General features: G+C 63.9%; 17 protein-coding genes. 8 read left to right on the forward strand and 9 right to left on the reverse strand.

What is annotated here, in order from left to right:
* Positions 1 to 15 precede the first annotated feature (15 nt).
* On the reverse strand, positions 16 to 318 hold the full coding sequence (locus ACT89O_RS12480; protein WP_487260166.1) for a helix-turn-helix transcriptional regulator: 303 nt from the start codon (positions 316 to 318) through the stop codon (positions 16 to 18).
* A gap of 351 nt (positions 319 to 669) precedes the next feature.
* The gene (locus ACT89O_RS12485) at positions 670 to 1,152 is read right to left on the reverse strand and encodes a GreA/GreB family elongation factor (RefSeq protein WP_431152920.1); all 483 of its coding nucleotides are present in this window, start codon (positions 1,150 to 1,152) and stop codon (positions 670 to 672) included.
* A 781-nt stretch (positions 1,153 to 1,933) separates the two neighbouring features.
* On the opposite strand from ACT89O_RS12485, the gene kdsA reads away from it, so the two are divergent.
* Positions 1,934 to 2,785: a 3-deoxy-8-phosphooctulonate synthase gene (gene kdsA / locus ACT89O_RS12490; RefSeq protein WP_431150436.1), complete on the forward strand. Its 852-nt coding sequence runs from the start codon at positions 1,934 to 1,936 to the stop codon at positions 2,783 to 2,785.
* 387 nt (positions 2,786 to 3,172) lie between these two features.
* On the opposite strand, the gene ACT89O_RS12495 is transcribed toward kdsA, so the two are convergent.
* A complete protein-coding gene (locus ACT89O_RS12495; RefSeq protein ID WP_487260167.1) occupies positions 3,173 to 4,135 on the reverse strand; it encodes a LysR substrate-binding domain-containing protein in 963 nt (320 codons plus the stop codon).
* A gap of 96 nt (positions 4,136 to 4,231) precedes the next feature.
* Between ACT89O_RS12495 and dsdA the strand changes: the two genes are divergently transcribed.
* The 4 genes from dsdA to ACT89O_RS12515 are packed head-to-tail and all read left to right on the forward strand — an operon-like array spanning position 4,232 to position 9,403.
* The gene (gene dsdA, locus ACT89O_RS12500; RefSeq protein WP_487260168.1) at positions 4,232 to 5,596 is read left to right on the forward strand and encodes a D-serine ammonia-lyase; all 1,365 of its coding nucleotides are present in this window, start codon (positions 4,232 to 4,234) and stop codon (positions 5,594 to 5,596) included.
* Positions 5,597 to 5,647: 51 nt separating this feature from the next.
* A complete protein-coding gene (locus ACT89O_RS12505; RefSeq protein ID WP_487260169.1) occupies positions 5,648 to 6,634 on the forward strand; it encodes a Bug family tripartite tricarboxylate transporter substrate binding protein in 987 nt (328 codons plus the stop codon).
* 43 nt (positions 6,635 to 6,677) lie between these two features.
* On the forward strand, positions 6,678 to 8,237 hold the full coding sequence (locus ACT89O_RS12510; RefSeq protein ID WP_487260170.1) for an amidase: 1,560 nt from the start codon (positions 6,678 to 6,680) through the stop codon (positions 8,235 to 8,237).
* 20 nt (positions 8,238 to 8,257) lie between these two features.
* Positions 8,258 to 9,403 (forward strand): NAD(P)/FAD-dependent oxidoreductase, encoded by a 1,146-nt coding sequence (locus ACT89O_RS12515; protein ID WP_487260171.1) that lies wholly within the window; start codon positions 8,258 to 8,260, stop codon positions 9,401 to 9,403.
* 33 nt (positions 9,404 to 9,436) lie between these two features.
* On the opposite strand, the gene ACT89O_RS12520 is transcribed toward ACT89O_RS12515, so the two are convergent.
* From ACT89O_RS12520 to ACT89O_RS12530, 3 genes are all read right to left on the reverse strand, one after another.
* Entirely contained in the window at positions 9,437 to 9,652 is a 216-nt protein-coding gene (locus ACT89O_RS12520) for a putative motility protein (protein ID WP_121420030.1), read from the reverse strand.
* Positions 9,653 to 10,170: 518 nt separating this feature from the next.
* Entirely contained in the window at positions 10,171 to 11,586 is a 1,416-nt protein-coding gene (locus ACT89O_RS12525; RefSeq protein ID WP_487260172.1) for a dihydrolipoyl dehydrogenase, read from the reverse strand.
* Between the two features lie 209 nt (positions 11,587 to 11,795).
* Positions 11,796 to 12,389: an IMPACT family protein gene (locus ACT89O_RS12530; protein ID WP_487260173.1), complete on the reverse strand. Its 594-nt coding sequence runs from the start codon at positions 12,387 to 12,389 to the stop codon at positions 11,796 to 11,798.
* Positions 12,390 to 12,605: 216 nt separating this feature from the next.
* Between ACT89O_RS12530 and ACT89O_RS12535 the strand changes: the two genes are divergently transcribed.
* On the forward strand, positions 12,606 to 12,797 hold the full coding sequence (locus tag ACT89O_RS12535) for a hypothetical protein (protein WP_218301018.1): 192 nt from the start codon (positions 12,606 to 12,608) through the stop codon (positions 12,795 to 12,797).
* A gap of 83 nt (positions 12,798 to 12,880) precedes the next feature.
* Here ACT89O_RS12535 and ACT89O_RS12540 read toward each other — a convergent pair whose 3' ends face one another.
* Both ACT89O_RS12540 and ACT89O_RS12545 read right to left on the reverse strand, forming a co-directional pair.
* Complete coding sequence (locus tag ACT89O_RS12540) at positions 12,881 to 13,840, reverse strand: proline dehydrogenase family protein (protein ID WP_487260174.1); 960 nt, start codon at positions 13,838 to 13,840, stop codon at positions 12,881 to 12,883.
* 205 nt (positions 13,841 to 14,045) lie between these two features.
* Complete coding sequence (locus ACT89O_RS12545) at positions 14,046 to 15,011, reverse strand: bifunctional helix-turn-helix transcriptional regulator/GNAT family N-acetyltransferase (RefSeq protein WP_487260175.1); 966 nt, start codon at positions 15,009 to 15,011, stop codon at positions 14,046 to 14,048.
* 176 nt (positions 15,012 to 15,187) lie between these two features.
* On the opposite strand from ACT89O_RS12545, the gene ACT89O_RS12550 reads away from it, so the two are divergent.
* Both ACT89O_RS12550 and ACT89O_RS12555 read left to right on the forward strand, forming a co-directional pair.
* On the forward strand, positions 15,188 to 17,590 hold the full coding sequence (locus tag ACT89O_RS12550; RefSeq protein ID WP_487260176.1) for a YgiQ family radical SAM protein: 2,403 nt from the start codon (positions 15,188 to 15,190) through the stop codon (positions 17,588 to 17,590).
* Between the two features lie 97 nt (positions 17,591 to 17,687).
* Positions 17,688 to 18,149: a hypothetical protein gene (locus ACT89O_RS12555; protein WP_487260177.1), complete on the forward strand. Its 462-nt coding sequence runs from the start codon at positions 17,688 to 17,690 to the stop codon at positions 18,147 to 18,149.
* Here the strand turns inward: ACT89O_RS12555 and ACT89O_RS12560 are convergent.
* Positions 18,070 to 18,531: a hypothetical protein gene (locus ACT89O_RS12560; protein ID WP_121420036.1), complete on the reverse strand. Its 462-nt coding sequence runs from the start codon at positions 18,529 to 18,531 to the stop codon at positions 18,070 to 18,072. The genes ACT89O_RS12555 and ACT89O_RS12560 overlap by 80 nt on opposite strands.
* Positions 18,532 to 18,588 lie beyond the last annotated feature (57 nt).

Here is an 18,588-nt window from a genome sequence, read left to right on the forward strand (position 1 = left end):
GGTGACCGCTATTGGTCAGCGTCGCATGCCGTCCACCACGGATGGCGGCGCATCCACGCCCTCGGGCTGCCCCAGAAACTTGCCCCCCGACTGGATGAACGCCTCCAGGCTGGGCCGCAGGCTGCTGGGCACGGCAATGATGTCCATGCCCAGCACGCGGGCCATTTCAGCCAGGGTGGAATAGCGCGGGTCCAGGTCGCCGCCTTCGGTGCGCTGCACCGTCATGCGGCTAAGGCCTGCACGCTCGGCAAGCTGGGCCTGGGTCATCTGGTGGGCCTTGCGGGCGGCGGCAAGGGTAGGTATGAGGTCAGTAGGCATGATGCTATTTATACTCTTAATATTTAAAAAGAGTATAAATCTTATCTTTTCGCAAAGTTTTTTGACCCAACGGGAGCGAGAAGTGGCGGGTATGCCGCTACAGGTCAGGCACAGTCTGCGCCACTGTTCCGGCAGGACTGCCCGGAACGGGCGCAATGCAGCGGTTGCTGTCGGTGATGTCGGCCCTCTGAGTTCACGGTCTGGGCCACTCAGCGCTCATTAACGCGCATGCGACACCTCGGACCCAGTGGCCTGGTTCAAAGTTCGGCTGACCTTGCCAGCCAGCCGGTACGTTCTCCACGCCCGAACCTCTATTGACATCGGCCCATTCGGCGTGGACTTACATGCAGCTTAATGAACCCGCAGCACCTCAAACTGCTGTCGGATTGAAGCGACCTGTATCGACACCTCATCACCCTCGCATTTACCCAGCATGGCCCCGCCCAAAGGGGCCTCGCTGCTGATGACCTGAACGAGCTGTGCGCCGCTGACCAACTTCATGCTGCCCCCATCCGGGCCGAGAAAGAGCTGCTGCTGCTTGTCGTCAGAATCAACCAAGCAGACCAGCGCGCCGAGCTGGATACCTTTGCTGGCGTCGTAGGGGCGCGGGCGGAATTGGCGCCAATTGGCTATCGCCTGGCGGATGGCTTCGGCGCGCCGAGCTTGGCCGGTGGCCAGGTAGGCGGCTTCGAGTCCTAATGTGTCGTATTTGTTTTCGGCGATGTTTTCTTCGTGAGTGGCCGTTTCATGGGCCGCCCGCATTGCCTGTTCTGCTTGCAGCAGGTCTTCGGCGAGCCGTTCCAGCACCTGCTTCTGCAGCAAAAATTTATCCATGATGAAGGGTCGGCATCTCGAACAAGCGTGGGTAAGTCTTGATTGTGAAGGGCTCCACCAGCCCTCGACGCTCTTGTTGGCTGCCGTGACCTTCAGCTAAGTGCACGCTGCTACCGATGAGATCATTGATGGAGCCCATTGCCAGGTACGAAGGGATAGACTGAGCTATGCAAAAATTTCCCCTCAGCGTTGTTGCAGCCGTTCGTTGGTTGGCTTTGGCAATTTTTTGCTTCGGCATTGTCACTGTCGGCCAAATGCTGGTTTTTTATCAGGTCACGCGTTGGGGGAGGTTTGTCTGTCCAGAAGGGTGGTGGCGTTCGTCGCCCGGACTATGTGCTTTTCCACCCGTATCAATTTCGATCTGGTCGATTAGCTACGCTGCAGTTTCGATACTTCTTGTTTGCACTGGCGTGTTGCTCGCGCCCTCACATAAGCTGAAAGCTTGCGCGACCATGCTGATCGCGTTGATGAGTTGGCAAGCCTACATCCTCATCGCCAAATCGTTTTCTTGGGTGGCTCTCGGGTCGCTGTGTGCAGTGGTTGGCATAGCAACATGCTTTGGCCTTGGCGCACTGGCTTCGCGTAGCCCATCATTGCGGCGAACGTACGCAAATATTCCCGCTCCTCAGTAGATCAAGCCTCCGTTGCCGCTAGCCCTGGATGGTTCCTATTGGTCAATAGCCACAGTCGTTGCAACGGCCGCAACGGGCCCCAAGCGGCCTCTTGCGTTAGGTCAGCTGACCGGAGCGAGAATGCGAGCAAAACTACCTGGGAGCTTTTCTTGACCACCGTTGCCATCACCCCTGCAATCAACGTCAGCAACAACGATGGCTTTGTGCTGTTTGGCGGCGTGAACGTACTCGAGTCCAAGGACATGGCGCTGCGCGCTGCGGAGGAATACGTCCGAGTCACCCGAAAGCTTGGCATCCCCTATGTCTTCAAGGCGAGCTTTGACAAGGCGAATCGCTCCTCTATCCACTCGTTCAGAGGCCCGGGCTTGGAAGAGGGTCTGAGAATGTTCGAGGCGGTCAAGGCAGAGTTTGGTGTTCCCGTCATCACCGACGTGCACGAACCATGGCAGGCGAATCCCGTCGCTGAAGTCGTGGATGTTTTACAGCTGCCTGCGTTTCTCGCTCGCCAGACTGATTTGGTCGTGGCTCTTGCCAGGACGGGCAAGGTCATCAACGTCAAGAAGCCTCAGTTCCTGAGCCCACCGCAAGTGCTCAACATCGTCGAAAAAATCAGAGAAGCCGGTAGTTCTCCCGTCATTCTGTGCGACCGAGGAACCTGCTTCGGCTATGACAACCTGGTAGTGGACATGCTTGGCTTCGGAGTGATGAAGAAGGTCACCGGAAACTTACCTGTCATCTTCGACGTTACCCATGCCCTACAGCAACGCGAGGCGAACGCTGCCGTCTCTGGCGGTCGCCGTGACCAAGTGGTTGAACTGGCCCGCGCCGGTCTAGCAACAGGGTTGGCAGGACTCTTTCTTGAAGCACATCCCGACCCGCAACAGGCCAAATGCGATGGTCCCAGCGCTCTGCCGTTGGACCAGTTAGAGCCTTTCCTCGCACAGTTGAAAGCTCTGGACGACTTGGTGAAGTCATTCGCGCCTTTGCATATCCGCGCCTGAATGTGACATCGCGAATCAACAAATTCGATCTCGGCCGCTTGGGCTGCGGGCTGTGTTGAAGGGCGGCTCTTGGCCGGAACCAGTCGTCCTCGTTATCTCAGACATTGCCGTCGCGACTGCTCGCGAGTGACCTGCTGGGGCCTCCTGTCTGAGACTTTCGCTGTGAATGAGCGGGCCGCGTCACAGGGCCGGTTGTCTCAGGATTCATTGGCCGTGAACAGCCAAGAATCTGTCAAAAACAATAGCTGCTAGCGCTTGCTCAATAAGCGCTAGGTGCCAAAAATATCGAATATGTAGCCGCAGTATTCGCCTCGACTCACTGGGTACAACCTGACACCTAGTTGCTGGGTAGTGCGCCAGTTGGGCGTCGTTACCTGACCTACCCAGCTACCTGGCATCCTGCGGCGCTGGCAGCACCTGCGCCCGCTCCCCATAAAACCGCAGCGCCTCATCCCCCAACCAATCCCGCACCAGTTGCATCGCCGGGCTGGGGTGGGCGGTGGTCACAAACGAATACGCCGCCCGTGACAACACGCTACGCCCCAGCAGCGGTACCAAACGCCCGGCCTTCACGTCCTGCAGCATCAGCGCCGCGCGGCCCATGGCGATGCCTTGGCCAGCCAGGGCGGCGCCCAGGGCCAGTTGCGACAGGTTGAACTGCTGGCCGCCTGCCCAGGGCGGGGGGGTGGTGCCCACCTGCGCAAACCAGTGTTGCCACTCTTCATAGGTGTCGGCGCCGTCCCACGCGCTGCCGTCGTGCAGCAGCCAGTCGCCGTGCAGGTCTTGCGGCTGGGTGATGGGCGGGTGGCGGGCCAGGAACTCGGGGCTGGCCACGGGGATGAGCCACTCGTCCAGAAACACGGTGGCGTTCAGGTCGCGGTAGCCGCCTAAATCGAACCGCACGGCGGCCTCGATGCCGTCGCGCACCATGCGGGTGCGGTCCAGCGTGTGGAATTCGCCAAACACGCGCAGGCCGGTGTGCGGGTGCTGGCGAAAGAAGTCGCCCAGGCGGGGCGTGAGCCAGCTCATGGCAAACGAGGGTGAGCAACTCAAGGTGGCGGTGGCGGACTCGGGCGGCTGGCGCATTTGGGCCAGGGTGCTTTCGATGGCGTCAAAGCTCTCGCGCAGCACCACGGCCAGCCATTTGCCCTCGGGCGTGGGCACCAGCGCGCGCGGGGTCCGCAAGAAAAGCGGGCGGCGCAGCCAGTCTTCGAGTTGCTTGACCTGCTGGCTGACGGCACCCTGGGTAATGCACAGCTCGGCCGCCGCCTTGGTAAAGCTGCCATGGCGGGCTGCTGCATCAAAACTGCGCAGCCAGGCCAGCAGGGAGGGGGAGAGGCGAATATCCATTATTAATACTAATGCTGCGCTCACTATAAATGGCTTGTGACAGCGGCGTGACCGGCGAAGAATGCAGGCAAGACTTCAACGACTGAATGAATCTGTATGACGCCTGCTGAACGAACGCCTGCTGTGGACGCGCTGCTCGCCACCCGCCTGCGCAATGCCCAGCCCGCGCTGTGGTCCAACCCGGCCCGGCAGGCGCAACCACCGGCTGCTTTGCAGGCGCTGGGGCGCAGCATTAGTCTGGATGATACGCAGGCCGCCGCCGACCGGTTGGCCCGTTTTGCGGGCCTGCTGGCGCAGGTGTTCCCGGAGCTGGCTGCCACCGGGGGCGTAGTGGAGTCGCCTCTGCTGCCCGCCGCCGCGTTGCAACCTGCGCTCGGTTTGGCCGAGGGGCAGGGGCGCCTGTTCATCAAGGCCGATCACAGCCTGCCGGTGGCGGGGTCCATCAAGGCCCGGGGCGGCATGCACGAGGTGCTGGAGTTTGCCGAGCGGCTGGCGCTGGAGCATGGGCTGGTACAGCCCGGCGGTGATTACCGTGCGCTGGCCACTCCGGCAGCGCGCGAGGTGCTGGGCCGCTACCAGGTGGCGGTGGGCTCCACCGGCAACCTGGGGATGAGCATTGGCGTGGTGGCGTCGGCCCTGGGTTTCCAGGCCACGGTGCACATGTCGGCCGATGCGAAGGAGTGGAAGAAAGACCGCCTGCGCCAGCGCGGTGTGCAGGTGGTGGAGCACACAGGCGACTACGAACGCGCCGTAGCCGCAGGCCGCGCCGAGGCGGCAAGCAACCCGCTGTGCCACTTTGTGGATGACGAGCAATCGTTCTCGCTGCTGCTGGGCTACAGCGCGGCAGCGCTGCGCCTGCAAAAACAGTTGGCAGAACAGGGCGTGGCGGTGGATGCCGAGCACCCGCTCATCGTGTACCTGCCCTGTGGCGTGGGCGGTGCGCCTGCGGGCATCACCTTTGGCCTGCGGCAGTTGCTGGGGCCGCATGTGTTTTGTTTTTTTGCCGAGCCGGTGCAGTCGCCATGCTTCATGGTGCAAATGCTGGCCGACACCACACCAGGGATGGACGACCACCCCTCGGTGTACGACTGGGGTCTGACCAACCGCACCGAGGCAGATGGCCTGGCCGTGCCGCGTGCGTCGCTGCTGGCCGCCGAGCTGATGCAGCCGCTGCTGTCGGGCGTGTTTACTGTGGCCGATGACACCTTGTTTGCGCAGCTGGTGCTGGTGCTCGATGCCCTGGGCGAGCGCATCGAGCCCTCGGCTGCGGCAGGCTTCAGCGGCCCGGCCATGCTGACGGGCACTACCGCCGGGCAGGCCTGGCTGCGCAGCACGGGCATCGACGCGGTGCTGCACAACGCCACACACCTGGTGTGGACCACGGGCGGCCTGCTGGTGCCCGATGCGCAGTACCAGGGCTTTGTGCAGCGCGGGCGGGCTGTGCTCGCTGCGCAAGGCTGATTTTTCTTATCCCCCGATTCCCAACCTTTTGTGACTTTTGGAGAGAACCCCATGAACCGCAAGCAACTGCTTTTGTCCTCTGCCATCCTCTGTGTTTTGGGGGGCGCTGCGTGGGGCCCGGCCATGGCGCAAGAGGCGACTTTTCCCAGCAAGCCCATCACGCTGGTGATTCCGTTCCCGCCCGGTGGCGCCACCGACGTGCTGGGCCGCCTCATTGGCAAGAAGCTGGGCGACAAGCTGGGCCAGAGCGTGGTGATCGACAACCGCGCGGGGGCGGGCACCACCATTGGTGCCGCCTATGTGGCCAAGGCCGCGCCGGACGGCTACACGCTGCTGATGAGCTCGGGCACCACCTTCACCGTGAACCCCGCCGTGCGCGCCAAGCTGCCGTACGACCCGGTCAAGAGTTTTGAGCCCATTGGCATCGCAGGGCGCACCAGCCTGATCCTGCTGGCCAACAAGGACGTGCCGGTCAGCGACGTGAAGCAGTTTGTGGCCATGGTGAAGGCCGCGCCCGAAAAGTATTCGTACGGCTCGTATGGTGCCGGCACCACGTCGCAGTTTGCGGGCGAGATGTTCTTCCACGCGGCGGGCCTCAAGATCCAGCATGTGCCCTACAAGGGCAGCTCCCCCGCCATGGTGGACCTGATGGGCGGACAGATTCCGTTCACCGTCGATACCGTGTCGGCCGCGCTGCCCCAGCTTAAAGACGGCAAGATCAAGGCCATTGCCGTGACGGCGGGCAAGCGCTCGGCCCTGCTGCCCAAGGTGCCCACGCTGGCCGAAAGTGGCTACCCCGGCGTGGAGATGGACACCTGGCTGGCCATGGTGGCCCCACGCGGCTTGCCGCCCGCCGTCAAGGCTCGTCTGGAGCTGACGCTGGCGCAGGTGGTGGCAGACCCCGAAACCCGCGACAAACTGATCGCCGTGGGGTTTGAACCCACCTATGCTTCTGCCAAGGCGGTGAGCGAGTTGATCGACAAGGAATTGCCTCTGATGCGTGCCGTTGCGCAGCGTGCGGCCATCACGGCAGACTGATCGGGCCCCACCAGGCAAGCAAGAAAAAGGAGACACATTCGACATGACGACTTCACACAGCACCCTGGTCGAGCTGACCGCCAACGAACTGCGCCATCACATCGGCACGCGGGAAGTCTCGCCCGTCGAGCTGCTCGATGCTTGCATTGAGCGCATCGAGGCCGTCAACCCGCATGTCAACGCCATCACCGCCACCTGCTACGACCGCGCCCGCACCGAGGCCAAGGCCGCCGAGCAGGCGGTGCTGCGTGGCGAACCGCTGGGCCTGCTGCACGGGCTACCACTGGGCGTGAAGGACCTCGAAGCCACGGCTGGGCTGCTGACTACCTACGGCTCGGAGATCTACCGCAGCAATATCCCGGCGGAGGACAACGTGCTGGTGGCGCGGCTGCGTTCGGCGGGCGCCATCGTGGCGGGCAAGACCAACATCCCCGAGATGGGCGCGGGCGCGAATTCGCGCAACACGGTGTGGGGCGCCACCGGCAACCCGTTCAACCCGAACCTGAATGCCGGGGGCTCGTCGGGCGGATCGGCCGCTGCGCTGGCGTGCGACATGCTGCCGGTGTGCACGGGGTCGGACACGGGCGGGTCGCTGCGCATCCCGGCGTCCATTTGTGGCGTGGTGGGCTTTAGGCCATCGCCGGGGGTGGTGCCCAGCTCGCGCAAGCTGCTGGGCTGGACTCCTATTTCGGTGGTGGGCCCCATGGGCCGCACGGTAGAAGAGGCCTGCCTGCAACTGGCTGCCACGGCGGGCATGTCGGCAGGCGACCCGCTGAGCTACCCGCTCGACCCGATGAGCTTCTTGTTGCCCGAAACGGTGGACCTGAGCCACCTGCGCGTGGCTTATACCGAAGACTTTGGCGCCTGCGCGGTGGACAACAGCATCCGCGCCGTGTTCCGCCAGAAGGTGCAGGCCATGAAGCACCTGTTTGCCCGCTGCGATGCCATCGACATCGACCTGGGCGACGTGCACCGCTGTTTTGACGTGCTGCGCGCCGAAGCCTTTGTGGCCAGCACGCGCGAGGCCTACGAGCGCGACCCCGCCAGCCTGGGGCCCAACACCCGCGCCAACTACGAAATGGGCGCTGCGATGACCCTGCTGGACAGCGCCTGGGCGCAGGCCGAGCAGACGCGAATCCTGGCGCGGTTCCAGAAGTTGTATGAGCAGTACGACGTGATCCTGGCGCCCACCACGCCCGTGTCGCCTTTTGCGTGGACCCAGCTGTTTGCCAGCCACATCAACGGCGAGCCTCAGGCCAATTACTACCGCTGGCTGGCGCTGACCTATGTGACCACGTTGACCACGCACCCAGCGCTCAGTTTGCCGTGCGGGCTGGATGACGTGGGGATGCCGTTTGGTTTGCAGATCGTGGGGCGCTTTCGCGCCGACCGCCACACGCTGGGCGTGGGCCATGCGCTGGAGCAGGCATTCAAGGGCATCGCCGGGCTGGCCCGCCCACGGCCTGACATCGCCAAGCTGATGCAAACAAACGCCGAGCCCGCGCTGACCTCCATCGTGACCGGCGCGCCCGATCCGCGTGATGCGCGCAGCCTGCCGCGTGATGACCGTGCCACCTCGGCGGCGCAAGTGTCTGCGGTCTGAACGAACCAGGAGACACAACCATGCAAACAGTGGACACCATCGTCATTGGCGCGGGCATTGCGGGGGCCTCGGTGGCTTGGCAGTTGGTACAGGACAAAGCCGGTGGGGAGGGCGCCAGCGTGCTGCTGCTGGAGCGCGAATCGCAGCCCGGCTACCACACCACCGGCCGTTCGGCAGCGCTGTACATGGCTACCTACGGCACACCCAACATCCAGGCGCTGACGCGGGCGAGCCGCGCTTTTTACGACGCGCCGCCGCCGGAGTTCGGGTCAGACCCCATCCTCTCGCCCCGTGGCGTGGTCTACGTGGCCGGGCCGGACCAGCTCGATATGCTGAAACAGGCCTATGCAGAAGCCCATGCGATCTCGCCCAATGTGGAATGGGTGGAGCAGGCCGCACTGCTGGCCCAGCTGCCGTGCCTGAAGCCCGAAGCCGTGGCCGCAGGCATGAGCGAGCCCGAGGCGGCCGACATCGATGTGCACGCGCTGCACCAGGGCTACCTGCGTGGCCTGCGCCAGCGCGGCGGCCAGGTGCTGACGAATGCCGAGGTCACGGCCCTGCAGCGCGTTGGCGATAGCTGGCAGGCGACCCTGGTCGATGGCCGGGTGCTGCAAGCCACAACCATCGTGAACGCCGCAGGCGCCTGGGCTGACGTGGTGGCGGGCCTGGCAGGCGTGCCGCCCATCGGCCTGGAGCCGCGCCGCCGCACCGCCTTCACCTTTGCCGTGCCCGAGGGCATGGACGCCACGCACTGGCCTGCGGTGATCGGCATCGACGAGAGTTTTTACTTCAAGCCCGATGCGGGCCAGCTGCTGGGCTCGCCCGCCAACGCGGACCCTACGCACCCGCACGACGTGGTGCCCGAAGAGCTGGACGTGGCCACGGGGATTTATCACATCGAGGAAAAAACCACCTTCCAGATCCGCCGCCCCTCCCACACTTGGGCGGGCCTGCGCTCGTTCGTGCCCGATGGCGACATGGTGATTGGCTGGGACAACCATGTACCCGGCTTCTTCTGGCTGGCCGGGCAGGGCGGGTATGGCATCCAGAGCGCGGCGGGTGCCTCGTTGTTGGCCCGGCAGTTGTTGCGCGGCGAGCCGCTGGCCGAGGAGCTGGTGCGCGAGAAGGTGGATGTGGCAGGGCTGTCGCCTGCGCGGCTGAGGTAGTTGCGCGCCCCTTGCTCTGGGTTGTCGAGGGGCTCAGGCGAACGTGTTGACCTGGGTGCCCAGCGTGCCAGACGTTGCCAGCGCCGGCTGGGGCATGGACTGCTGCATGGCGTCCAGCATCGTGGCGGCCGACACGGCCTGCATGTCCAGCGCCTTCTTCAAGACCACCATGTTCAGCGCGTCCGACGTCTTGGCACTGGCCAGCGCGGTGGCGGTGTTGACGATGCTGTTGGTGAGGGCGACGTCCATGGTGGTTCCTTGGGGTAATGGGTGGATATCGGCAATTTGGGAAGTGGGCTTGAGGGGTGTTACATCTCTGCCCTGTTAAGGATGACCTGCATAACCTTCGCGAGGCGGTGGTAGTGCGGATCGGGATGGGGCACAAGGCGTCTTTTTGCAGCGAATAGCCGCTATAGGCAAGAAAAGCAACGCAGTGGACCGCCCGAGACCGCGCTATCACAGACCGCAGGGAGTTGTGCAGGTCATCCCTAAGAGCCTGTTTACGATCTCCCAGGGGTCGCGTTGGAGCGCAATCGGGATGAGTGGATGCTTCGGGTGCGCCGCGTGGGCTCATGCCCATGCAAGCAGCCGAGGCGTTCAATCGCCCGATTTCGCTCCAACCCTTCGGGCAGCGGTCTTTGCGGGCGGTCTGCGGCGTTGCGGCGCTTGCCAATAGCCGAGCTATTGGCTGCGCACCGCGCCTTGCATACCATCCCGCAAAGACCGCTGCGCGACTCCTGGGAGATCGTAAACAGGCTCTAAGGCTCCTACTCCAACGCCTCCACCCCAATGGCCGTGCACGTCGCCAAATCAGACTCGCGCCCCTGGGGCAATTGCCGTGCTGTATCCCGCAGCGCAGTGCGCAAGCCTTCTTCCAGCGTAGGGTGGTAGAACGGCATACCCAGCAGATCGTGCACGGTGAGTTTTTGCTGAATGGCCAGCGCGAGCAGGTGGGCCATATGTTCGCCTTGTGGGGCGCACATTTCAGCGCCCAGCAGGCGGCCGGTGGCCTGGTCGGCGTGGATGCAGATGCGCCCGTGGTTTTGCTGCGCGGTGCGGGCGCGGCCCTGGTTGTCAAAGCTGGCTGTGCCGGTGACGGTGTGGGCGGGGTCCATGTCGGCAAAGCGCTGGCCCACGGTGGCGATGTTGGGGTCGCAGAACACGATGCCCAGCGGGGTGCGGCGCTGAAAGCGTGTGGGGGTGTCAGCCAGCGCGTTCATGCCCGCAATGTGGCCTTCGTCGGCGGCCTCGTGCAACAGGGGGGCATGGGTGTTGGCGTCTCCGGCCAGAAACACGGGCAAATCGCCTATTTGCTGGGTTTGTGGATTGACGGTGGGCATGCCGCGCTGGTCCAGGGGCACCCCCAGCGTCTCCAGGCCCAGGTACTGGATGTTGGACACCCGGCCCATGGCCGCGATGACCTGGTCCACCACCACGCGGTTGTTGCCACTGGTGACTTCAATGCCGCCGGGTACTTCACGCAGCTGCGCTTCGGCCCCCATGTGCAGCACCATTTCCTGCTTGAGCAGCGCTGTCAGTTCGGCGTTGAGCACGGGATCGATCAGGCCCGCCAGCGTATCGCCCGTGGTGAATGCGGCCACCTGCAAGCCCAGCCGCGCAAGGGCTTGCGAAATCTCCACCCCAATGGGGCCCATGCCAATCACGGCAATGCGAGGGCCGAGGGTGCTTTGCTCGAACAGGGTGTCGGTGGTGAGCATGCGGTCGCCAAACGCGAGCCATTCTTCCGGCACGCTGGGGCGTGACCCGGTGGCGATGATGATGCTGCGGGTGGCGTAGGCGGTGCCGTCAATGTCCACCGAGTGGGGGCCCAGCAGGGTGGCGCGCCCCGACATCTGTGCGCTGCCCAGTTCGCTGGTGGCTTTGAGGGCACCGGCCACAAAGTCGTCGCGCAGATCGCGCACGCGCTGCAGCACGGCGGGCAGGTCGGCGGTCAGCGCGCCGGCGCCCCGCAGGCCGAATTCTTCAAACGTATGGCGGCCGTGGAAGGCGTTGGCCGCCTCGATCAGTGCCTTGGAGGGCATGCAACCCACGCGGGCGCAGGTGGTGCCCCAGGGGCCTTCGTTGACGATGAGGTAGCGTTCCGTGCGCTTGCGCACTTCGCGCAGGGCGGCCAGACCGGCGGTGCCTGCGCCGATGATGATGGTGTCGAGCGGTTGGCTCATAGCGTCTCCTTAGCAGCCCGGTAAAGCTCTGAGTGTGGCGGCCTGCCGCTACAGCGCTTGTAGGCGTAAAGGCATTTGTTCCGAATCGGCGCCAGGTCCGGCTGGGCTGCCCCCAGGAGGGTGGGCGGCAGAAGGCATCGAAGCGAAACGCGCGAGACCGGTTTATCGCGGGTTGCAGCGATGCTCCCTATGCAGCCCAAACTCCCAGCTCAGGCGTCGGGCTCGGTCCAGCCCACGCGGCCTTGGCCGCTGTTGTTGATGCGCAGCACAAAGGCGGCGGCCTGGGCCTCGGGCAAGCGCAACTGCAGGGTGACGAGCGTGCCGTGCTGCACGTTGATCAGCTCCGCACCTGCGGCCTCGATCTCGCGGCGCAGCAGCCCCTCCAGCGCATAGGGCACATGGCACTGCAGGGTTTTCATGCGTTGCAGCGTGACCTTGGGCGCAGTCAGCAGGGCCTGGGCAATGGTGTCGGTGTAGGCTCGCACCAGTCCGCCTGCGCCCAGCTTGACGCCACCAAAGTAGCGCACCACGGTGGCCAGCACGCCTTCCAGGTCCTGGTGGCGCAGCACGTCGAGCATGGGGCGGCCTGCCGTGCCACCAGGCTCGCCGTCGTCCACCGCCGCCGACTGTCCGCCCGCCAGCAGCGCCCAGCAGATGTGGGCGGCGCCGGGGTGCTGCTTCCACAGGGTATCCACCGCCGCCTGCGCACTGGCACGGTCGGCCATGGGTTGCACACAGCCGATGAAGCGGCTTTTCTTGATGATGATTTCGCTGTGCGCGGGCGCAGCCAGGGTCTGTGACATGGGGCGAAGAGTTTACGGCGTGGCGGATTCGGCCGATTTGTGGCGTGCACCGTGCCGTTTGTCGCGATAAGCGCGCCCTTCGTGACAAAACCGTGTTGTTTGTGCGTTCTGTCACACCTGCAAAAGGCGCTCGTTCCTACACTTGAGGCTTGTTGCTGTGGCCTAACCTGCTGCTACCGATTTAAAAGCACTCAGGCCATCAGAAAAGGAACTGCCATGTTTGCCGCACCATTTACCGCACCCCTGCATGAAACCCTCGCCAGCCACGTTTTTGGTCGGTTGATGCCCCAGCGCGCGCAGCCAAGTGTGGCGGAGGCGGTCATGGCCCCAGTGCAGGCAGCACCCGTTGTGGAGGACGATGCGATCCCGGACTTGGCCCAGCGGGTGCGCGAAGTGGGGGAGTGGTAGCTGTCTCGCCTGCTGCCGGTGGTGGTATTGCCACCGCGTCACAAAAAAATGGTCCTGAGGGACCATTTTTTTATGGGGTGTTTTCAGAGCCCGATCAGCGCTTTGGCGATATGCCCTGCGATTCGGGGAGACTCCTTCAGCCTCCGTGTGCTGTAGCCATACCAGTCCTTGCCAAAGGGCACATAGATGCGCACGTTGAAGCCCATGTCCCGCAGTTTGTCGCGCAGGGGTTCGCACACGCCCAGCAGCATCTGAAATTCAAATTGGCTTCGATCGATGTCATCGCGGCGCGCCCGTTCGACGATGCGCGCGATCAATGCAGCATCGTGCGTGGCAATGCCGACGAAGCTACCTGCTTCGAAACAACGCTCAACATGCTTCAGGAAGTGTTCGTTGATGGCACTGCGGTCGTTCCAGGCCTCGTGCACGAGGTGCGAGCGATCCTCCACGTATATGCCTTTGCAGATGCGCAAGGTGCTGGCTTCGCGCAAGAGCGGCTCAATGTCCTGGTAGGTGCGCAGTAGATACGCCTGTAGTGCCAGGCCGACGTTGTCAAAGCCTTCCCGCAAGCGTCCGAACAATTCGATTTCCTTTTGGGTACAGCGGGTGTCCTCCATATCCAGGCAAACGGAGTTCCGGTGGTGCTCTGCGGTGTCGAGAATGCTCAGGATGAGTTGTTCGCACTGCTGCGCATCCAGCAGCAGTCCGAGTGCGGAAGGCTTGATCGAAATGTTGGCCTGCAATCCCTGGGCGTGGACGGCGTGGAGCACTTCGATGTAGATGTTGGCAGTGGCCTGCGCCTGCTGCAGGGTCGAGATGGTTTCGCCCAGTACGTCGAGCGTCACGGAGAAGCCTTGCGCGTTGAGCTGTTGCACGCGCACGAGGGCTTCGGCGAGGGTGTCGCCTGCGATGTAGCGGCGAGAAATTTTGCGGATCAGTGCGCGGGGCACCCAAGGGATGGCGCGCGCCACCAGTGTGTCGAGAAGTTGCATGTCGGTATCCAGGATGAGAACTGACGCCTTTCGTCTTCCGAGCTCCGTCATGGCAACGGAGCACTTGAAAAAGACGAAAAAAGCAAAGCGCTGGCCCGGGCATGGGGCCAGCAAGGGCAGCGGTTGCCACCGTCTGTGCCAAAGGCGCAGTGGAGGCTCCCGCTGCGGGCGTTCAGTACATCAATGGAGGCCAGGCGGCGCGTTGCATGCGTTCTTCTCTGGGTAGTTGTCGACGTGAGGTGCCAAGCCGGCGATGTTACAGCTTGAGCTCCCACGTCTCCCCCACCAGCTGCCGGCCAAAACCTTCATACGGCTCTGACTTGACCAGCTTGAATCCGCGTTTGGCATAAATGCCCCGTGCAGCAGCCAGGCAGCTGTTGGTCCACAGCACCATCTTCTTGTAGCCCTTGGCCCGCGCAAAGGCGATGCACTCGTCAGTCAGGCGCGCACCCAGACCCAGCCCGCGCGCCTTGGGCGACAGGATCAGCATGCGCAGCTGGGCCGTGGTGGCCGATTTGCGCACCATAAACACGGCGCCTACACGTTCGCCGTCCAGCTCGGCCACCCAGCACCGCTCCCACGCGGGCTGGAACTTGCGCAAAAATTGCGCGGCGATGTCGGCCACCAGGGCTTCAAAGCGGCTGTCCCAGCCGTATTCGCGCCAGTAGATCTCGCCGTGCTGTTGCACCACCCAGCCGATATCGCCGGGAACCGGGTCGCGCAGCACGGCCATGCGCGTGGCCTTAGGCGCCGCGTTGGCGGGGTCCAGCAAGGCTTCGATGCGTTCCATGGCGTCCACCAGCTCCTGCTGGCGCGCGGGGGGCAGGGGGGTCAGCAGGGCTGCGGCCTCGTCGCGTGAGCGTTGCTGCAGCGGCTCGAACACCTCGCGCCCCGTGGGGGTGAGGGTGAGCATGCTCTGGCGGGCATCCTTGGTGCTGGCGCTGCGGGTGATCCAGCCGGATGCTTCAAAACGGCGCAGGATGCGGCTCAGGTAGCCGCCGTCCAGGCCCAGGTCGCGCGCCAGTTCGCTGGCAACGGGCGCCTCGCGGTGCGCCAGTTCGTACAGCACGCGTACATCGGTGAGCGACAGGTCGCTGCCCAGATACGGGTCGAGCACGCCCACCCGCCGGGTAAAAAAGCGGTTGAAACGCCGCACTGCCTTCACGGCTGTGGAGGTGGGCTGGGATAGAGTGCTGGTTGTGGTTATGAATGCCATAGTCATGCAATTGATTGACTTTGGCAAGTATATGCCTGATGTTCATCAAGACCTCCAACGCACAAGGGCAACGCGCAAGCAGCGACAAAAAGGGCTTGCCGCCGTAAAATCGCGGGTTAACCACCACAGCCGCGCCCCACGACGCCCTTGACGCACAAGGGCCGGCCGCGAAACTCCTCTGCATGAACGCCCCCGTTGACGTCTCCTTTTTTGCGCGCGCCGCAAAGCCATTGACCAGCTACCGTCCGTACTGGGCCAAGCGCTTTGGCACGGCCCCGTTCCTGCCGATGAGCCGCGCCGAGATGGAAAAACTGGGCTGGGACAGCTGCGACATCATCCTGGTGACGGGCGATGCCTATGTGGACCACCCGAGCTTCGGCATGGCCGTGATCGGCCGCACGCTCGAAGCCCAGGGCTTTCGCGTAGGCATCATCGCCCAGCCCGACTGGCAAAGCGCCGAGCCCTTCAAGGTGCTGGGCAAGCCCAACCTGTTCTGGGGCGTGACGGCGGGCAACATGGATTCGATGATCAACCGGTACACCGCCGACCGGAAGATTCGCAGCGACGACGCCTACACCCCCGGGGACATCGGCGGCAAGCGCCCTGACCGCGCCGCCATCGTCTACAGCCAGCGCTGCCGCGAGGCCTACAAAGACGTGCCCATCATCCTGGGTGGCATCGAAGGCAGCCTGCGCCGCATCGCGCACTACGACTACTGGAGCGACAAGGTGCGCCGTTCCATCGTGGTGGATGCCAAGTGCGACCTGCTGCTGTACGGCAACGCCGAGCGCGCGCTGGTTGAGGTGGCCCACCGCATCGCCGCGCGCGAGCCGGTCGAGCAGATCACCGACGTGCGTGGGACGGCGTTTGTGCGCAGGCCCGACGATGAGACCGGCAAAGGCTGGTTCGAGATCGACTCCACCAGCGTGGACGAGCCTGGCCGCGTGGAGGCCCACGTCAACCCCTACATGACGACCAGCGAGCAGGCGGCTGCGCAAGGCAGCACCTGTAGTAAGGATGATGCTCCTGATTCTGTAGCTGCCAGTGTAGTTGGAACAAGCGCTGGTGGCCAAAAAGACCCAAAATCTGCCGAGCCCAACCCCGCCATCCAGCCCATGCTGTTCGTGGCGAACCCGGCGCTCAAGGCCAAGCTCAAGGTGCCACCACGCGACAAAAGCGTGATCCGGCTGCCCAGCTACGAGCAGGTCAAAAGCGACCCCGTGCTGTATGCCCATGCCAACCGCGTGCTGCACCTGGAGACCAACCCCGGCAACGCCCGCGCGCTGGTGCAGGCGCATGGCGAGGGCGTGACCGCGCGCGACGTGTGGATCAACCCGCCGCCCATCCCGCTCACCACGGCGGAGATGGACTACGTGTTCGACCTGCCTTACGCCCGTGGCCCGCACCCGAGCTACGCCGACGAGAACGGCAGCCACGACGGCGCGACCAAGATCCCCGCGTGGGAGATGATCCGCTTCTCGATCAACATCATGCGCGGCTGCTTTGGTGGCTGCACCTTCTGCTCGATCACCGAGCACGAGGGCCGCATCATCCAGAGTCGAAGTGAAGATTCGATCATTCAGGAGATCGAGGACATCCGCGACAAGGTCAAGGGCTTCACCGGCACCATCAGCGACCTGGGCGGCCCCACGGCCAACATGTACCGCCTGGGCTGCAAGAGCCCCGAGATCGAAGCCGCCTGCCGCAAACCGAGTTGCGTGTACCCAGGCATCTGCTCCAACCTGGGCACCAACCACGATCCGCTGATCAAGATCTACCGCCGTGGCCGCGCGCTCAAAGGCATCAAGAAGATCCTCATCGGATCGGGCCTGCGCTACGACCTGGCTGTGAAAAGCCCTGAATACGTGAAGGAGCTGGTGCAGCACCACGTGGGCGGGTATCTGAAGATCGCGCCCGAGCACACCGAGCAGGGGCCGCTGACCAAGATGATGAAGCCGGGCATCGGCAGCTATGACAAGTTCAAGCAGATGTTCGAGAAGTTCAGCGAAGAAGCGGGCAAGAAGCAGTTCCTGATACCGTACTTCATTGCCGCGCACCCGGGCACCAGCGACGAGGACATGATGAACCTCGCCATTTGGCTGAAAAAGAATGGCTTCCGTGCCGACCAGGTGCAGACCTTCTACCCCAGCCCCATGGCCACGGCCACGGCCATGTACCACAGCAACAAGAACCCGCTGCGCAAGATCACGCGCGACAGCGAGGCTGTGGACATCGTGCGCGGCGACAAGCGCCGCCGCCTGCACAAGGCCTTCCTGCGCTACCACGACCCCAACAATTGGCCTCTGCTGCGCGAGGCGCTCAAGGCCATGGGCCGCGCGGATCTGATCGGCAACGGCAAGCACCACCTGATCCCGACCTTCCAGCCGCTGACCGACGGCGGATACCAGAGTGCGCGGCGCAAGAACTCGACGCCCGTGGGACAGAAGGCAGAAGCCGCCAAAGTGCTGCCATCCCGGCCTGCCAAGCCAGGGCAGCCCCAAAAGGGCCGCATGCTGACCCAGCACACCGGCTTGCCGCCGCGTGTGACCGGGGCGGCCAAACCATCGGCACGCAAGCCCCGCTGACCATGCCTACGCCCTGACGCATCTGTCTGGCCCGTTGGGTTTGCGGGATGTATCGCGGGAGGCGGATCCACAAGGTGCCTCCACCGGCGAATTTGGCGTGCAGATGCGCACCCGCGACATGGCGCGCCTGGCGCTGCTCTACCTGCGTGGCGGCGAGTGGAATGGCCGCCAGCTGGTATCGCGCGATTGGGTCGCCAGGATGTTTGCGCCCACGGTGTCTATGGGCATGGGGGCTGCGCACTACGCCGACCAGTTGTGGAGCATGCTGGAGCGCGGGGTGTTCATGGCCGTGGGGTTCCACCGGCAAATCCTGCTGGTGATGCCCCGGTACGGCATTGCGGCAGCGTTTCCCGGGCGCAAGCACTGGGCCTTTGCGCCCTGGATGGATTTGCTGGAACTCGCGGCCAAAACTCCTTCTGCCGTTTTCAACCAGCGTCGCCAGCCCGGCCGGTACCGCTGCTGCGCGATGAACGCAAGCTTCAGCCTTCTGCTGCGTGGGTGCCCACCACCACCGATTGCGGGCCGTCACCGGCGGGCTGTGAGATCAGGTCTTCGATGATGAAGGTGCGGTAGTAGAAGGCGGTGACTGCACCTTGGGGGGCAATGGCTTCCACCAGGGTGTCGGTATTGTCTTTGTCGGCCATGGCGATCAGCATGCCGTGGTGGCCAGTGCCCGCCAGGTCGGCAATGCGGCGCACCATGTCGCCCTCGGCGCCCACCGAGGGCATCGGGGCATCTGCCGTGCCCAGGGTGCGGACGATCTCTTGCAGAATGACCTCGGGGCTGGCGTAGGCGGTGTCGCCCTGGTGGCCGGCGGCCTGCAACGCGGTGGCGGCCTGGCGCACGCAGTCTTCGTCGGGGAAGAGTGCGAACACATGGCCGGTGGGGTAGAAAACGCCGCCCATGTTGGTCATGGTGGAATCAAGAATGAGGGGTTTCATGGGCTTCTCCCGAGGTGTTTCAGACCTTTGGGATTGAAACCCGTGGCTGTGGCGCAC

This window comes from Acidovorax sp. NN32 (assembly GCF_057597245.1).

What these genes read in the sequence shown, in the direction of transcription:
- ACT89O_RS12480 (WP_487260166.1), bottom strand. Translation starts at nt 318, where the DNA reads ATGCCTACTGACCTCATACCTACCCTTGCCGCCGCCCGCAAGGCCCAC.
- ACT89O_RS12485 (WP_431152920.1), bottom strand. Translation starts at nt 1,152, where the DNA reads ATGGATAAATTTTTGCTGCAGAAGCAGGTGCTGGAACGGCTCGCCGAA.
- ACT89O_RS12495 (WP_487260167.1), bottom strand. Translation starts at nt 4,135, where the DNA reads ATGGATATTCGCCTCTCCCCCTCCCTGCTGGCCTGGCTGCGCAGTTTT.
- dsdA (WP_487260168.1), top strand. Translation starts at nt 4,232, where the DNA reads ATGACGCCTGCTGAACGAACGCCTGCTGTGGACGCGCTGCTCGCCACC.
- ACT89O_RS12505 (WP_487260169.1), top strand. Translation starts at nt 5,648, where the DNA reads ATGAACCGCAAGCAACTGCTTTTGTCCTCTGCCATCCTCTGTGTTTTG.
- ACT89O_RS12510 (WP_487260170.1), top strand. Translation starts at nt 6,678, where the DNA reads ATGACGACTTCACACAGCACCCTGGTCGAGCTGACCGCCAACGAACTG.
- ACT89O_RS12515 (WP_487260171.1), top strand. Translation starts at nt 8,258, where the DNA reads ATGCAAACAGTGGACACCATCGTCATTGGCGCGGGCATTGCGGGGGCC.
- ACT89O_RS12520 (WP_121420030.1), bottom strand. Translation starts at nt 9,652, where the DNA reads ATGGACGTCGCCCTCACCAACAGCATCGTCAACACCGCCACCGCGCTG.
- ACT89O_RS12525 (WP_487260172.1), bottom strand. Translation starts at nt 11,586, where the DNA reads ATGAGCCAACCGCTCGACACCATCATCATCGGCGCAGGCACCGCCGGT.
- ACT89O_RS12530 (WP_487260173.1), bottom strand. Translation starts at nt 12,389, where the DNA reads ATGTCACAGACCCTGGCTGCGCCCGCGCACAGCGAAATCATCATCAAG.
- ACT89O_RS12535 (WP_218301018.1), top strand. Translation starts at nt 12,606, where the DNA reads ATGTTTGCCGCACCATTTACCGCACCCCTGCATGAAACCCTCGCCAGC.
- ACT89O_RS12540 (WP_487260174.1), bottom strand. Translation starts at nt 13,840, where the DNA reads ATGACGGAGCTCGGAAGACGAAAGGCGTCAGTTCTCATCCTGGATACC.
- ACT89O_RS12545 (WP_487260175.1), bottom strand. Translation starts at nt 15,011, where the DNA reads ATGACTATGGCATTCATAACCACAACCAGCACTCTATCCCAGCCCACC.
- ACT89O_RS12550 (WP_487260176.1), top strand. Translation starts at nt 15,188, where the DNA reads ATGAACGCCCCCGTTGACGTCTCCTTTTTTGCGCGCGCCGCAAAGCCA.
- ACT89O_RS12560 (WP_121420036.1), bottom strand. Translation starts at nt 18,531, where the DNA reads ATGAAACCCCTCATTCTTGATTCCACCATGACCAACATGGGCGGCGTT.